This window comes from Ruegeria sp. AB11 (assembly GCF_056536325.1).
The window spans coordinates 3,784,832-3,799,466 of record NZ_JBQFJO010000001.1 but is presented as its reverse complement, the minus strand read 5'-3'; the positions used below and the strand labels follow the sequence as shown (position 1 = coordinate 3,799,466).

Below are 14,635 nucleotides of genomic sequence, written 5' to 3'. Positions count from 1 at the left end.
AAGCCCGGTATTGCGTGCGCACCGGAATATGCATGGCAGTAGTATTCGCAGTTTTAATTGGCGTTCAGACCGCGGCGCAATGTGTCAAGCATCCGAGATTATTAGATCGCTTGCCCTTTCGCCGATCATGATCGCTGGAGCGTTAGTGTTGCCGCTGACGATTTCCGGCATGATCGAACAATCTGCCACCCGTAGGTTTGCTATGCCGTGGACCTTCAGTTTCGCGTCCACTACAGACTTCTCTGATTGTCCCATCGCGCAGGTGCCGGTGGGGTGATAGATTGAGGTGGTGTTTGATCTGGCCCAATCCAGTGTGCCTTCGTAATCGTCGATGCTAAGCTCTGCCGTCGGTCGAAACTCCTCTGAAATCTTCGAGGCGAGAGGATTTTGTTTAGCAACTCTGCGCGCGATGTTCACACCGTCGACGATGGTTCGGCAATCTGTTTCCGTAGAAAGGTAGTTCGGAATGATTTTAACATGCTTGGACGGATCCGGACCGTTCAGGCGCAGCTCGCCTCGACTTTCCGGGCGCAGCTGACAGACCGACATAGTGAAGGCAGAAAACGGATGCACACCTTCACCGGGGCTGTCAGCTGACCAGGGTTGGACGTGGAACTGAATGTCCGGAGTTTCAACATCGGGCCGGGTTTTCATGAATCCTGTGGCTAGGCTGGCAGCCATGGTCATTGGACCTGCGCGGAACAACGCATATTTCAACGCGATGCGGGCTTGATTGAGCAGGCTGCGGACTTCATCATTCAGTGTTGGTTCATTGCATTTGAACACAAGTCGTGCCTGCAAGTGATCCTGCAAACCCTTGCCGACGCCAGGCAGGACATGAAGCGGTTCTATTCCATTTTCTTTGAGATGGTCCGCGTCTCCTATCCCCGACAACATCAGGATCTGGGGCGAATTGATCGCGCCGCCAGACAAGATGATCTCACGCCGGACCTTCAGAGTTTGCTCAACCCCCGACCTGTCCCGGTAAACCAACCCAGTCGCTTTTTTCCCGTCCAAAACCACGCGTGTCACCAATGCTTTGGTGATGATGTTCAAATTCTGACGATTTCGAATGGGTTTGAGATATGCCACAGCCGCGCTGCAGCGACGGCCGTTGCGGGTGGTTAATTGAAAATAACCCACGCCTTCTTGTTCAGCGCCATTATAGTCGGGGTTGTACGGGTAGCCTGCGGCCTGTGCTGCCGCTACCCAAGCGTCGCAGATTGGGCGTTGAATGCGCATGTTTGACACCGACAAAGGCCCACCAACGCCGTGAAACTCATCTTCACCGCGTTCTTGATCTTCGCAGCGTTTGAACAGGGGCAAGACATCGTCCCACCCCCAACCTTCATTGCCCATTTGCCGCCAGCGGTCGTAATCCTCTTTTTGGCCGCGCACATAAAGCAACCCGTTCAGCGAGGAGGAGCCGCCGAGCACTTTACCGCGCGGCCAGTCGATGGACCGACCGTTCAGGCCTGGGTCGGGCTCGGTCCGATAACACCAATCGACCGACGGGTTATGCATCGTTTTGAAATAACCGACGGGGATGTGAATCCACGGGTTCGTGTCGCGACCGCCGGCTTCAAGAAGCGCGACCGATGTATTGGGTTCAGCACTTAGTCGATTAGCAATGACACAGCCCGAAGACCCCGCGCCGACAACCGCATAATCCACCTCCATGACCGCCTCCTTCCAACGTCGCTGAAAAAAACTCTATGCAAGATGCAAGAATTATACTAGCCTTTTTTGATACAAAACGTCTCAATAATTGTGATCAGGGAGGTAAGCAATGGAGATCGATAAGAAACTAAGTGGCATTTCCCGGCGAGATTTTTTTCGCGTGGCCGGGCGTTATGGCATGAGTTCGACACTGCTGGCGGCAGGCGGGTTTGGTGGCGCGATGAGCTTGGCGAATCTGGCGCAAGCTGCCGAATCCACCTATGAAAAGCGCTTTTCGAAAGAGCCGAAGCACACGTTGAAATTTGGTGCTTCAGGTTTCAACACCCGCAATCTGCTAATCGAGCGCGCTGGCGCGATCGAATTCGCTCGGGATCTGGAAGAACGCACTGATGGTGAGATTCGGATCGAGTTCATCGGCGACAATCAGATCTGTGGTCAGCTGAGCTGCGTGGAAAAAACCCAACAGGGAATCGTCGATATTTACGCGGCCTCGACCCAGAATTCGGCAGGTGGCGCGCCATACCTGAATGTGCTGGACTATGCTTACATGTTCCCTAGCCGGGCAGCGCAATATCACTTCTTTTATAGCCCTGCGAGCCAGCGCATCCTGCGTGATCCGTTGGAGAAACGTCATGGTCTGAAGTTCCTGTTCACGCACTGCGAATTGCGCGGGCTGCAGATGGGTTCAACCTTTGCAGACAAACCGACCGTGACCAAGCTGGAAGAGCTGTTTGGCACCAAGAACCGCGTGACAGGCACGCAACTGGGCCGGATTGCGATGCAGTTACTGAACCTGAATCCGGTGCCGGTGGCATGGGAGGAAACGCTGGATGCGCTAAAAACTGGCCTGATCGACGGTGCCGAAACATGGGCGTCGGCCGTTGCATACGCCAATATGGCTCCCGTGGTTTCGCAGTCGGTCAACCTGAAGTTCTTCTGCGGCACAGAACATACCTCGATGTCTGCAAAGGTCTTCGACAGCCTCGGTGGTGAGCTGCAGGACGCTGTGATGGAGTCTTCCTACTTCACTCAGGCGTTGATTCAGGGCGCAAATGAAGCCGCATTGCTGAACACGGTCGGTTTCTCGGAGCCGCAGCTGCCTGATACTATCTTTGCCGAAAATGGAGTACGTCCGGCCTTTCTGGCTGACGATCAGATCAAGCTGGCAGAAGAGATGTGCGCCCCGAACTACAACCCAGAACCTTGGGCCCAGTGGCGCGAACGTCTGAACAAATGGGCGGGCGGCATCGATACCTATCAGGAAATCTATGACATCGCGCGCGAGATCCCGGCAGACACCCTGCCGGAGAACGTTGAACCTCGTCGTTGGTGGAAGGGCGAAACCTGATACAAAAGACGAACCGGCCTCAAGCGGGCCGGTTCTAATACACACCGACTGGGAGGACGGAGTTCATGTCGTTTTGGGCAGACATCGGCGCGATTTTCAGCGCCTTTCTCAGCCAGGATTCGTTCGAGATTCAATCTGCACTCGAATCCGACGCCACTTGGGTGTTGGGCGCAGTAGCCTCGGCAATTGGCGGGTTCGTGATCATGCTGATTTACCGGGCAGTGCCCTTTGTCGAACGCCATCTGGAACGGTCGGTGATGGTGTATTCCTACCTCGCGATTGCGTTGATCATCTTCTGGGGCGTGATCGACCGGTTTGTGTTCAACGACCAAGAACCGTGGTCAACCACCATTCCGCCCCTTTTGTTCATGGTGATGGCGTGGTTCGGAGCGTCCTACAACGTCCGCCTGCGCACACATCTGAGCTTTAGCGAGTTTCGCACCGCAATGCCGCGTGGTGGGCAACTGGCCTGCCTGATCCTCGATGCGGTGCTGTGGTTCATCTTCGCGGTTATCGTCATCGTGACGACGACGCGACTGGTCGCGCTTTCGGCGTCCAATTTCCAGATCGTGCTCGGTACTGACAATATCATGCAGTGGTGGTTCCTTCTGGCCGCGCCGCTGTCTTTCTTTCTGATGGTCGGACGCGTGTTTCAGAACCTCGCTGACGATCTGCACAACTGGAAAACAGGCGAGCCGCTGATCAAGCAGGCCGTGATCGGAGCAGACTGATGGCAGATGGAACTTTGGTTACACTGATCTCGCTTGGGGTCACGTTTCTGTTCATGCTGGGCGTACCTGTTTTTTTGGTTATCGGATATTGGGTGATCGGTTGCTCGTTCGTCCTTGGTTTGACGCTGGATAACATGGGTGCCGAACTGTTGAATGTGTTCAATAAAGGCTTTGCCCTGCTGGCGATGCCGCTCTTTATCCTGACCGGAGATCTGATCAACAAGTCCGGCATTGCCCGGAGGCTCAGCGATTTCGCCTATGCCTGTTTGGGCTGGATACGCGGGGGGTTGGCCATGGCGTCTCTGGGCGCTTGTGGACTTTTCGCCGCAATCTCTGGTTCGAACTCCGCAACGACTGCAACCATCGGGTCGATGCTTCATCCCGAGATGGTCAAAGGTGGATATGACGAACGCTTCAGCGCGGCGACCGCTGCCGCGGGCGGAACGGTAGGGATTATCATCCCTCCGTCGATTATCTTCATCGTCTATGGCTTCCTGATGAACCTGCCGATTTCCGAGCTGTTCGTTGCGGGTATCCTTCCAGGGGCGCTGATGGTCTTTGGCATGCAATTCGCGTGCTGGATTATTTGCCGCATGAACGGTTGGGGTCATCTGATTCCGCTGCAATTGAACCGGGTGCTGAAGACCGCATTTGGAGCATGGCTTGGGTTTTTCGCCATCGGCTTGGTTCTGTGGGGCATCTACACCGGCAAGTTCTCCCCGACCGAGGCAGCAGGCGTGACGGTTGGCTTTTGCGTGATCGCAGGGTTGGTCAGCTATCCGATCAACCGGATCATGGGCGCGCGGAACGACATACTGCCAACCGAAAAGAGCTTTGCTGAGATGTTCGTCGTCGAAGGTTTTACGATACCTGAAATACCCTCCATCGTGATCCGCTCGGCCCAGATCACCGGCATCCTTGCGCCATTGATCGCCATTTCGGTGGTGATGCAGCAGATCCTTTCTCTGCTAGGGGCACAGCAAACCATCGGGGATTTTGTAACCTCGATGGGCGGGTACTACGCGGTGTTGTTCACATCGATGGTGATCGTATTCTTCTCGGGCATGGTGCTGGAAAGCCTGCCTGTCACGATAATCCTGGCTCCGATCCTTGCGCCGATTGCGGCCTCTGTTGGGATCGATCCAATCCATTTCTCAGTGATATTCCTTGTGGGGGCGTCCATCGGGTTCATCACGCCGCCCTATGGGCTGAACCTCTATGTGGCCTCGGGAGTGACAGGTGTGCCCTATTTCCGGTTGCTTCGGTATACAGTGCCCTATCTGGTAGCGCTTCTTTCGGTCTGGATATTAGTGTCGCTTGTGCCCGATCTGGCCTTGATCCTGTTGCCAAATAGCTAGACTGTTGCGGGATGGCTGAGACGGAAACACAAGACAAAGAAACTCAAATCCCGACCAACCTGCGCCTCCTTCTGATCCTCGAGGAGGTGGCGCGGCGTGGTGTTGCGGTCAAACCCTCAGACTTGGTTGAGGCACTTGGTCTGGCCAAGCCGACCGTCCACCGCCTCCTGCATACCGCAGAGACCGAAGGCTTCCTGCAACGCGATCTTGATGGGCGTTCTTATGGCCCAGGGCGCCGGTTACGACTGCTTTCGGTCAATACCATGTCTTCAGAGCACCTGCGTACGGCCCGATTGGCAATCTTACGCAGCGTTGCAGAGGAAGTTGGTGAGACCTGCAATCTCGCCATCCCTGACCGAGAAGGTATGATCTATCTAGACCGGGTGGAAACGAAGTGGCCGCTAAGAATTCAGCTGCCTGTCGGTACACAAGTACCTTTTCACTGTACCGCAAGTGGCAAGATGTACCTGTCCACACTGCGGCAGAAAACGTTGGATGGTGTCCTTTCAGCAGGAAACCTGCAACCAAATACTGAACGTTCTCTGACTGATCCCAAAGTCTTGCGAGCAGAAGTCCAAAACATCGCCGAGAATCGTTTTTCGACGGATGATGAGGAATTTATGGCCGGAATGACGGCACTTGCTGTGCCCGTTCTGGACGGGCAGGGCAGGTTGGTTGGCACACTCTCAGTTCACGCCCCAACCCAACGTCATGACGTCAACAGTCTAATGTCGTTTCTTGGAATTCTGCAAAAAGGGGCGGATGAACTTTCGGCGCTATTGAACGAGTGATTAGGGTCTGAGATGGCGACCAATTCTGAGCAGCTAAAAATTCAATTATCGGCTGGTTTGGGGGAATTTTGATCGAAAGCCGATGCGTGCGTGATCAATATCCAGTGTGGACGTTTGCTCGGCTTGAAAAGTTAAATTCCTGCACAACTCGACCTACGCAAAAACAAGCCTGCGGCAAAATAATAGATGCTGTTCTTGGTGAACGAAAAATATGCGAACGTGTACAAGTGGCTCCTCCAAAACAAAGAGTGCTTGGGATAAGAAAGAGGCCGTCCCGAAGGACGACCTCTATGCAGACTTAAAGTCCGAAGTACCTTAGAAGCCAGCCCACGAGGATTAACCCCAAGGACAGTTCGATACGGTACTTCGTACCGTTCGACCTGCTGGCTTCGAGAATCAAAGTAGCACGCATACGCCTGCCTCCTTTTCTGCTCGTGCACCCGTACTCTTATTGAAGTCGCATAGGATACATTAAGCCACTGCCCACTGTTCTCTTTTTTCATCAAGTCTTGATGCCGTGGGCGAGCGCGACTTGACCCGGTGCCCTACTGTCTCCCGTAGGGCGTTGAATCGAATATGTGCTTTGTCATGACAGAGTTCGAGAACTTATGAGCGGTGAACTCTAAGAGAGCCAAAAGCGAGACAAAGTGTCTATTGCCCCTTCCGAATAACCGCTAAGTCCTTGATTTTCGTGGTGCCCGGGGGCGGAATCGAACCACCGACACGAGGATTTTCAATCCGGCGCTAATTCAAGCAAACCAATCACTTACAAAACCGAGGCGCGTCAAACCCTCTACGAAACAACAAAGACTTACCGCGAAAGTGTCAAACCAGCTGAGGCCGAACTAACAAACGAAAACCCCGGCGCGACGGCAATCGCGACCGGGGTCAAAGACGTTATGGAAGGCGTCTGTTACTACGGTGAGGATATCGCGGCTTTCCCCATTTTGGCAATGTATTGGGGGGTGCTGCTGTGAATATTTCGACGCAAATCCCCGACAATATCAAAAGTGTTTGCCGCTCCATCGGATACGCTGCTTGGCTTGACAGCACTAACGCTTGGTCCGGCCTTCCGGTGATCCTGCGAGCACGTCTGGATGCGCGGCAGCGCGTGGCCCTGGCATTCATGGCTCTCAAGGCTCTGGACCGTGACGATGCAGTAAATGCGGCAGAGGCGGCGCTAGGCACTGGTGCGGGACACCCCCCTGCACCGTTTTCTAGCTTCATGGATGAGGCCGCGTTCTGGGCGGATTATGCCGACCCGGAAGAACTGGACGCTTATTGCCTTGCCAGCTTCAAGCGCATGAAACCCGCGCGGCAGGCAGCATTTCTTGAGCATGTAAAAAGGAGGCAAGCGGCGTGATGCGTGATTTTGCTGAGATGGCGGTGCAACTGGATGCGCACCGAGCCGAGTTTCCCAAAGAACGGTCGGACCGTTTGCCGAAAGAGTTTGTCTGGCGCGACCCTTCCGCTATTCCGCCCCGTCCTTGGCTCTACGGGCAACACCTGATCCGCAAACAGGTATCGGTGACGGTCGCACCCGGCGGCGTCGGGAAATCGTCTTTGACGATCTGCGAAGGGCTGGCAATGGCATCTGGCCGCGACCTACTGGGCGATTGGACCGCATCAGGCCTAAAAGTCTGGATATACAACCTTGAAGACCCCCGCGACGAGATGAACCGGCGCATCATCGCGGCCATGCAACATCACAACGTCGCCCCCGAGGAAATCTCAGGGCGTCTCTTTGTGGACACGGGCCGGGAACGCGAACTCAGCACCGCCATTCAAACTCGTGAAGGCGTCCAGATCGTCAAGCCGGAAATGGAAGCCTTAGCCCAAGAGATCGAAGCGTGCGAAATCGATGTTCTAATTATCGACCCGTTCGTGTCATCGCATCAGGTGGGCGAGAACGACAACGGCGCAATCGACCTTGTGTCAAAGGAATGGGCGCGGCTGGCAGATCGTTGCAATTGTGCAATTGAACTTGTGCACCACACTCGCAAGACAAACGGCGAGGAAGCAACTACTGAAAGCGGGCGCGGTGCAACGGCGCTCTTGGCAGCAGCAAGATCCGGTCGAGTGCTCAACAAGATGAGCAACGACATGAAGGCCGAGGCGGGTGTTCAAAACGATCCGTCCACCTACTTTGCCGTGACCCGTGACAAAGCAAACCTCGCCCCTGTTGGGGATCGTGTTTGGCGGCGCATGGCATCTGTGCAGCTATCCAATGGGGATAGCGTGGGCGTTGCTGAGGTCTGGAAATGGCCGGACACTTTCGATGGGGTATCGGTCGCTGACCTGCTGGCAGTGCAACATGCTCTGGATGGTCAGGGGCGGCGCTACTCGGATCAGGCTGGCGGCGAGTGGGCTGGTGTGACCGTAGCTGAAGTTCTGGGCTTCGACGCCCAAGCCGACCGCAAGCGCATCAAGAAGATAATCGATACTTGGCTGAAATCCGGGGCGTTGGTCAAAGGGCAGAAAACAAGTGCTCAACGCAAGCCTGTCCCCACTGTGGAGGTAGGCGAATGGGCAACGGTGTGATGTGCGCCACCACCCAAAAATCAGGGGTAGCGCAAGGTGACGCTAACACCCCTAAAAACAGTTGCGCTACCACCACCACCCCTAAAGGGGGGTGGGGGGTGGTGGCGCTGCGCCACCTGTCCGATCGCGGGGTGGTACAAAACAAAGTAGCAAACGCGACGGTGAGATTCATGGCAGGGACCTTGCGAAGACCAAGCACGAGCAATTTCGCGCATCATGGGGTTTGCAGACTATGTTAATAAATGTTGGTGTTTATTGATGGGGAGACCGACAAAGCTGGAAGTCAAAATACGTTCGCTCTTTCAAGGCGATCCCATTGATTGGTGTGAAATTTGGTCACGTTGGCGGCCGTGCCCAGCAGAGGCGCACAAGCACCCAAACTATCGGAGGGATTGCTCACAGTGCCACGGCGTAAATTGCAAACGGATGGCTGAGCTGGGCTTGAATGATGCCAGGGAACCCTTGCCTAAGACAGAGCGCCCAACATGCGGCGCAAAGACCCGAGCAGGTGGCCAATGCCAGGCCCGGGTAGTACCTGGAAAACGGCGTTGCAGGTTGCATGGCGGCCTCAGCACCGGCCCAAAGGGGAAGCGAAAAGCTAAAGCCAAAGTTGAAACAGAGGATGACTAAAGGGAGGCGGTGCAATACCTCCGCTGCACTGCCGATGGAGCACGCAATCCGTACCCATCAGATTCCACAACATCGCTCACAATGGCCACAGGGAGAAATTTCCCCCGTATGATCCGATTGGATCATGCTGTGCACAAGATACCCCCAATAGCCGAAATTCAGGGTGAAACTTCCAGAATCCGGCGGTGAACAGCCGCTTCTCCATCAAGTGCAAACGCTGGCGGAACATGAGCCTATGCTGGCTCTTGGCTACACCAAGGAGGACCTTGCCAAAATCTGGGGCGGCAACTGGATGCGTGTGACCGAAAAGGTCTGGGGCGATCCGACGGCGGAGGTCATTCACGATGAGGAGGTCCCTTTCCACCGGCATTGATGGTTCAAATTGAAGATCTACCCCCCCCGGCGTATGCCCGATGAAGTCCTGAAGGCGATTGCTGGAAACGGAGGGTTCGCTGGCGCTTTGGCCTATCCGCCCTTTGTCTCAAATGACTAGGCACCGACCAAGGATGATCTGGTTACCATGATTGCATACATGGTCGAACTCAGGGGGATTGATCACGTCACCAACCGTATCGCAGCGATGTGGGGAACGGCTGCATTGTCCGCGTTGCAGCCATTGAGCGGAATTGAGCGAACGTCTGCCGCGAGCCCACTGCAGACCCGCGTCTTCTTTCGACCTCGCGCCCGCAGCATTTCGTGGATAGGACCGGCGCACCGCGGTGCGGCATCAAAACCGGACGTTCAAGCCAGCCGCGGCGAGATCAAGGGCAGCAATGACCGGGTCGCGGACAAAGCTGCCGCGGGTCCTGACAGATGTCTAAACAGATGTCGGCGAGGGAGTTAGAGGAAATGTTTTCCTCACGCTTGTCTAGGGGGATGACGCTTTGACTGCTGTCTTGCCGACTCCTTAAATGCACGTGTAACCTTCTCGGGAGGCTCTTGACAAATTGGTCGTGGCCTATTGTGCCGAGCGAGAAGCAATGAGCATTTCCATATGGTCCGACGATATTTCAAACTGGCTGCTTGAGCGCGCTCTAACTGACGCCGAACTTGCAGAAACGGTGACCGCCTTAGGGCGCTTGTTGATACGTAGCGGTGTGCCAGTGTTTCGCATCAATTTCGGTGCTATGCTTTTGCATCCAGTTTTGGGCGCACTCGACTTCACCTGGGATGCCCTCAGTGATACATGCCAAAGTCAGGCCGTGCCAAAGACCGCCGTCAAGTCGGCCGCATTTAAAAACGCGCCATTCTTCCTCATGGTTAAAAATAATGTGCCATTCGAACGCCACAGGCTGAACGATCTCAATACGCGCGCCAAGTACCCCTTGTTTGATACTCTCGCTGAAATGGGCATTGTCGACTACGTCGCCATGTTTGAATCATATGGGCGGGAGACCCCCATGACATGGGCTGAACTCCCCGCAAGCGCGGCGGGAACGATCGCTTCGTTTTCAACGAAACGCAGCGCCGGATTTACAGCAGATGAAATAGAAGCACTTAAACGTTTGTCGCGGCCGTTTTCGCTTGCAATGAAGGCGACTAGCGAACGAAGACTCTCTAAGACACTTTTGGAAACCTATCTTGGCAAAGGATCAGGGGCCAGAGTGTTTGATGGTCTAGTTGACCGAGGAGACGGTAGGGTAATCGATTGCTGCTTGTGGTACAGCGATTTAAGACGTTCCACGAAGATGGCAGCCGAGCTGGATATTGAATCTTATTTTTCCACAATAAATGACTATTTCGATTGCACGGCGGATGCAGTGCTCGATCACGGCGGTGAGGTTCTTAAATTAGTCGGCGATGCGGTCATGGCGATTTTTCCCTTCGATGGAGCAGCCAGGCCGCATGACGCCATGTGTAAAGCAGCTGTGATGACTGCACACGATTCCTTCAGTCGCCTAGCTGACAAAAATAGAGCTCGTATTGCGCGGGGATTGGAAGAACTCGAGTTTGGCATTGGTCTTCATGCAGGCAAAGTCATGCATGGCAATGTTGGTACTTTTCGAAGGCTCGATTTGACGGTGACCGGTGCGGCGGCCAACGAAGTCGAGCGATTGGAAGGTCTATGCAAACATCTCGGCGTTCCTGTAACCGCGTCCGAACAATTCAAGGCGAGCTTTGGTGAGGAAATGGTGCCACTTGGACGCCAAGATGCCGATGGCATTGACGAAGGGTTGCTTGTTTACACGCTGCCAGATTTCGCCATCACACCGCGGAAAAACAATGCGAATTAGGCATCCTCCGTAATAGTATTTCCGGAACTTTGGCCTTTGATCAGAATATATCGCGACCACGCAAAAGGCACCCTCACTTTCGTAGGGGGTTCGACGAGCACGAATGAAATCAGCTTGTCGCTTGGATCTTCTTTGGTAAGCTTTGCCAAACGTCGTTTAGAGTTCTGTTATGATGCGTCATGTCATTTGGACACTTGTCTTAGCTTTGATGAGTTCCCTTTTTCTGCAAATTCCTCGCGCTTTTGCACAGACACTAGGTGCTTCAAATGAAGCACAAACTTCTGTCTTGGAAGACGTAGAGCAACAGAGTCTGGCTCCCAATTTGGTTAGTTCAGACGAAATCGACGTTGAGGCGTTGGCAAGAGAGTTTGGGCTGCCTGAGCGGATCCTGATGCCTCTCATTGATAAAGAGCAATTGGAACTTTTGCTTCTTCCGCTAACAGAACAACAACTCGCTCAGGCGTCCGCCGCTTGGCAGCTTATCGTCCAAGAACAAACTAGCGACGTCGTAGATGCAACATTGAAGGTTGGTGAGGCGGAGGGAGAAACAGCGGATCTTTTTCGAGAACGCGTGGCTGAACTCGCAGAAACTCGGCGGCACATGTTCGATAATTTTGTTGTCGTGCTGAATAGTTGGCAGAAAAAGGGCGGAAACGAAGAAGAAATCGACAAGTACCGCGCATACCGCAGCTCAATAATCATCGACGAGCTCAGAAAAGCGGATGCTGAGACACTAGGTCAAAGAATACTCAAGTGGGCGACCGCGCGAGATGGGGGAATAGAAGTTGCCATTGATGCAGTTGTCATTGTGGGATCGTTGCTCGGACTTGTTTTTTTGGCAAGAATTATCCGGGCTCTCACAAGGCGCTGGTTGGGCCGCATCGGCGGGCTCTCTTCGCTTTTAGCAGTCTTTTTGGCAGGCACGCTTTATTGGTTAACTCTTGTCATTGGATTGGCCCTCGTTTTGTCAGTTCTGGGAATAGACGTGACGCCGCTTTTTGCCCTGATTGGTGGTATAAGTTTTATCTTGGCTTTCGCGATGCAGGAGACGATCGCCAATTTCTTCAGTGGGTTGATGATAATGCTCAACAAACCCTTCGACGAGGAGGATTATATAGATCTCGAAGGTTTGGCTTCGGGTACCGTGAAGCAAACGACTTTGATTTCGACGACAATTGCTACAATTGACAACAAAATCATATCGATCCCAAACAACCGCGTATGGAACAGCGTAATCACCAACGTGTCCGCGAGCGCCACTCGCCGAGTAGATATGGTTTTTGGCATCAGTTATTCAGACAGCATCGAAACTGCAATTGAATTACTTACGGAAATGGTTAAGTCACATCCACTTGTTCTGGCGTCACCAGAGCCAGTGATCTGCGTTGGTGAATTGGCCGATTCCTCGGTCAACATCCTATGTCGACCTTGGTCAAAAAACGAAGATTATTGGACGCTCTATTGGGACATGCAGCAACTGGTGAAAGAGCGCTTCGAAGCTGAAGGTATATCAATTCCTTTCCCTCAGAGAAGCGTACACATAGAAAATACAAACCCAAAGTTGGCACATTCCGATGGAGAGTAACTTGTGGCAATTCACGACAAATTAGCTTGAAGCCTTTTTGATCGTGCGCAGATCCATTTTGACGTGCACAAGATTTTTTTGATCACGAAGTAGGCTCGGCAAAAACAGGGTGTGCGCCTGAAATTCAGTAGTCCGCTCGGGTCAGAAGGAATATTGCATTCAAGAACCTAGCGGTGTCTGCATTGGGCTCCAAGCGGTCATTCTATGCAAATCTTGACGCATCTTCACTGATACACTCAAATGCCAGGTAAAACTGAGAAGCGAACAGGGGAGGTAAAACCCATGTCAAAGGGTTATCTAATTGCGCATATTCGAGTGCGGGACAAAGAGGCTTTTGAAGAGTTCAAGGCTCTCTCGGGCGCAGCGATCAAGGCGCATAACGGGAAGGTCTTGGTTCGAAATCCTAGCCCCGACCATCGTGAGGGGGCTGCACAGGGCCTGGCTATTGTAATCGAATTTGAATCTCTGATGGCAGCACAGGCGTTTTATGAGTCGGAGGCCTACAGCCAAGCGCGTACGGTCAGAGAGAAGATTTCCGAAACGGATCTGGTTCTGGTCGAGGGCCTCTGATTTTGGAGATATTTGTAAGTTTGAAACGCTCGCTCTGGATGACGGCTCCGGGCTCAATCTCGGTCATCTGACTCATTTGATCAGGGTTTGTAGCGTTGAACGACCGCTCTAGGGAAATCGCGCTGCAGCGCCCCGACTCACTCAGTGATCGGCTCGATGGTTCGTGACCGAAATTGCTGCATCAGCATCAGGCAGCTTCGTCCGCAAAGCTGACGCTCAAGCAAGTTGCAGCGGACGACCGCAGTGAGCCCGAAGCGGCCAAAGCGCTGAGCCGTGCGTTAATAGCCAGTCGGGCTGGCCAATGTTGGGCGATGCTCGGATCTAGCTGGTTAGAAAAACGAAGAGAGCCATTGATCCAGATCGCGTGCCACCGCATCTTTTTGGGGAACCAGTGAACCGAACGCACAGCGCATAGGACATAAATTGAAGACAACTGTCGGAGATTGGACCGAAAGCTTTCTTGGCACGAGAAATCTACCTCGGCGGGTCAGGGATAAGCTTCTACATGAAGCACGCGTGGTTTCATACAAGCAGGGTCAGCAAGTTTTTGGACCCGACAACATCCCGGACAGTCTGATGTTTTTGCATGCTGGCCGCATACGCGTTTCTCAAAGTTCTGATGCCGGGCGAGAAATCGTGCTGTATCGCGTTGAAGCTGGAGAGAGCTGCGTGCTGACCACCGCCTGCATGCTGTCCGAGGAAGCTTATAATGCTGAGGGTATTGCCGAGACCGACGTTACGGCTATCACATTACCAAAAACTTCTTTTGATAGGCTGGCTGCTGAAGAGGACAGTTTTCGCGGTTTCGTTTTCTCGGCTTATTCTCGTCGGTTGATTGATCTTCTGCGCGTGGTCGACGATGTCGCCTTTGGTAGAATGGACGTTCGACTGGCAGAGCGCCTATTGGCGTTAGGAGAAGGCCATTCCGAAATCCAGGCGACGCATCAGGCTTTGGCAAACGAATTAGGGACAGCGCGTGAGGTCGTTTCACGCATACTGAATGATTTTCAAAAGCGAGGACTTATCCTTCAGACGAGGGGGCGGATCACCCTCCAGAACAAACCTCAATTGGAGCGTTTGGCGAACAGCGCATGAATTCTTTGCGTTAAGTGACATTGTCACTGAAGAGTAAGGTGCCGGCCGGTAATCAGGTTGCAACATGAACAA

The 14,635-nt window shown here is 53.6% G+C and carries 13 protein-coding genes; 12 read left to right on the top strand and 1 reads right to left on the bottom strand.

The features are described 5' to 3' along the window. Positions 1-84: 84 nt before the first annotated feature. Positions 85-1,680 carry a GMC family oxidoreductase N-terminal domain-containing protein gene (locus ACR3EJ_RS19040; RefSeq protein WP_170542801.1) on the bottom strand — a complete coding sequence of 532 codons (1,596 nt, stop codon included), beginning with the start codon at positions 1,678-1,680 and terminating at the stop codon, positions 85-87. 109 nt (positions 1,681-1,789) lie between these two features. On the opposite strand from ACR3EJ_RS19040, the gene ACR3EJ_RS19035 reads away from it, so the two are divergent. The 12 genes from ACR3EJ_RS19035 to ACR3EJ_RS18980 all read left to right on the top strand — a co-directional run bounded on the left by ACR3EJ_RS19035 (position 1,790) and on the right by ACR3EJ_RS18980 (position 14,563). After that, complete coding sequence (locus ACR3EJ_RS19035) at positions 1,790-3,028, top strand: TRAP transporter substrate-binding protein (protein WP_170542803.1); 1,239 nt, start codon at positions 1,790-1,792, stop codon at positions 3,026-3,028. Between the two features lie 65 nt (positions 3,029-3,093). Further along, positions 3,094-3,759 (top strand): TRAP transporter small permease, encoded by a 666-nt coding sequence (locus ACR3EJ_RS19030; RefSeq protein WP_170542805.1) that lies wholly within the window; start codon positions 3,094-3,096, stop codon positions 3,757-3,759. Next, positions 3,759-5,117 (top strand): TRAP transporter large permease, encoded by a 1,359-nt coding sequence (locus ACR3EJ_RS19025; protein WP_170542806.1) that lies wholly within the window; start codon positions 3,759-3,761, stop codon positions 5,115-5,117. Before ACR3EJ_RS19030 ends, ACR3EJ_RS19025 begins: the two co-directional genes overlap by 1 nt. A gap of 11 nt (positions 5,118-5,128) precedes the next feature. Then, positions 5,129-5,908: an IclR family transcriptional regulator gene (locus ACR3EJ_RS19020; RefSeq protein ID WP_170542808.1), complete on the top strand. Its 780-nt coding sequence runs from the start codon at positions 5,129-5,131 to the stop codon at positions 5,906-5,908. A gap of 973 nt (positions 5,909-6,881) precedes the next feature. Beyond that, complete coding sequence (locus ACR3EJ_RS19015; protein WP_170542688.1) at positions 6,882-7,271, top strand: hypothetical protein; 390 nt, start codon at positions 6,882-6,884, stop codon at positions 7,269-7,271. Next, positions 7,271-8,449: an ATP-binding protein gene (locus tag ACR3EJ_RS19010; protein WP_170542810.1), complete on the top strand. Its 1,179-nt coding sequence runs from the start codon at positions 7,271-7,273 to the stop codon at positions 8,447-8,449. The genes ACR3EJ_RS19015 and ACR3EJ_RS19010 overlap by 1 nt, the downstream gene beginning before the upstream one ends. Positions 8,450-8,665: 216 nt before the next feature. After that, complete coding sequence (locus ACR3EJ_RS19005) at positions 8,666-9,079, top strand: HGGxSTG domain-containing protein (RefSeq protein ID WP_480423265.1); 414 nt, start codon at positions 8,666-8,668, stop codon at positions 9,077-9,079. A gap of 163 nt (positions 9,080-9,242) precedes the next feature. After that, a complete protein-coding gene (locus tag ACR3EJ_RS19000; protein ID WP_170542812.1) occupies positions 9,243-9,452 on the top strand; it encodes an amidohydrolase family protein in 210 nt (69 codons plus the stop codon). 607 nt (positions 9,453-10,059) lie between these two features. Next, positions 10,060-11,313 carry an adenylate/guanylate cyclase domain-containing protein gene (locus ACR3EJ_RS18995; RefSeq protein ID WP_170542814.1) on the top strand — a complete coding sequence of 418 codons (1,254 nt, stop codon included), beginning with the start codon at positions 10,060-10,062 and terminating at the stop codon, positions 11,311-11,313. A gap of 169 nt (positions 11,314-11,482) precedes the next feature. Beyond that, complete coding sequence (locus tag ACR3EJ_RS18990) at positions 11,483-12,898, top strand: mechanosensitive ion channel family protein (protein ID WP_170542816.1); 1,416 nt, start codon at positions 11,483-11,485, stop codon at positions 12,896-12,898. A gap of 282 nt (positions 12,899-13,180) precedes the next feature. Next, the gene (locus ACR3EJ_RS18985; protein WP_170542818.1) at positions 13,181-13,468 is read left to right on the top strand and encodes a DUF1330 domain-containing protein; all 288 of its coding nucleotides are present in this window, start codon (positions 13,181-13,183) and stop codon (positions 13,466-13,468) included. Positions 13,469-13,891: 423 nt separating this feature from the next. Continuing rightward, complete coding sequence (locus ACR3EJ_RS18980; RefSeq protein ID WP_170542820.1) at positions 13,892-14,563, top strand: Crp/Fnr family transcriptional regulator; 672 nt, start codon at positions 13,892-13,894, stop codon at positions 14,561-14,563. The last annotated feature ends 72 nt before the right edge of the window (positions 14,564-14,635 follow it).

What these genes read in the sequence shown, in the direction of transcription:
- ACR3EJ_RS19040 (WP_170542801.1), bottom strand. Translation starts at nt 1,680, where the DNA reads ATGGAGGTGGATTATGCGGTTGTCGGCGCGGGGTCTTCGGGCTGTGTC.
- ACR3EJ_RS19035 (WP_170542803.1), top strand. Translation starts at nt 1,790, where the DNA reads ATGGAGATCGATAAGAAACTAAGTGGCATTTCCCGGCGAGATTTTTTT.
- ACR3EJ_RS19030 (WP_170542805.1), top strand. Translation starts at nt 3,094, where the DNA reads ATGTCGTTTTGGGCAGACATCGGCGCGATTTTCAGCGCCTTTCTCAGC.
- ACR3EJ_RS19025 (WP_170542806.1), top strand. Translation starts at nt 3,759, where the DNA reads ATGGCAGATGGAACTTTGGTTACACTGATCTCGCTTGGGGTCACGTTT.
- ACR3EJ_RS19020 (WP_170542808.1), top strand. Translation starts at nt 5,129, where the DNA reads ATGGCTGAGACGGAAACACAAGACAAAGAAACTCAAATCCCGACCAAC.
- ACR3EJ_RS19010 (WP_170542810.1), top strand. Translation starts at nt 7,271, where the DNA reads ATGCGTGATTTTGCTGAGATGGCGGTGCAACTGGATGCGCACCGAGCC.
- ACR3EJ_RS19005 (WP_480423265.1), top strand. Translation starts at nt 8,666, where the DNA reads ATGGGGTTTGCAGACTATGTTAATAAATGTTGGTGTTTATTGATGGGG.
- ACR3EJ_RS18995 (WP_170542814.1), top strand. Translation starts at nt 10,060, where the DNA reads ATGAGCATTTCCATATGGTCCGACGATATTTCAAACTGGCTGCTTGAG.
- ACR3EJ_RS18990 (WP_170542816.1), top strand. Translation starts at nt 11,483, where the DNA reads ATGATGCGTCATGTCATTTGGACACTTGTCTTAGCTTTGATGAGTTCC.
- ACR3EJ_RS18985 (WP_170542818.1), top strand. Translation starts at nt 13,181, where the DNA reads ATGTCAAAGGGTTATCTAATTGCGCATATTCGAGTGCGGGACAAAGAG.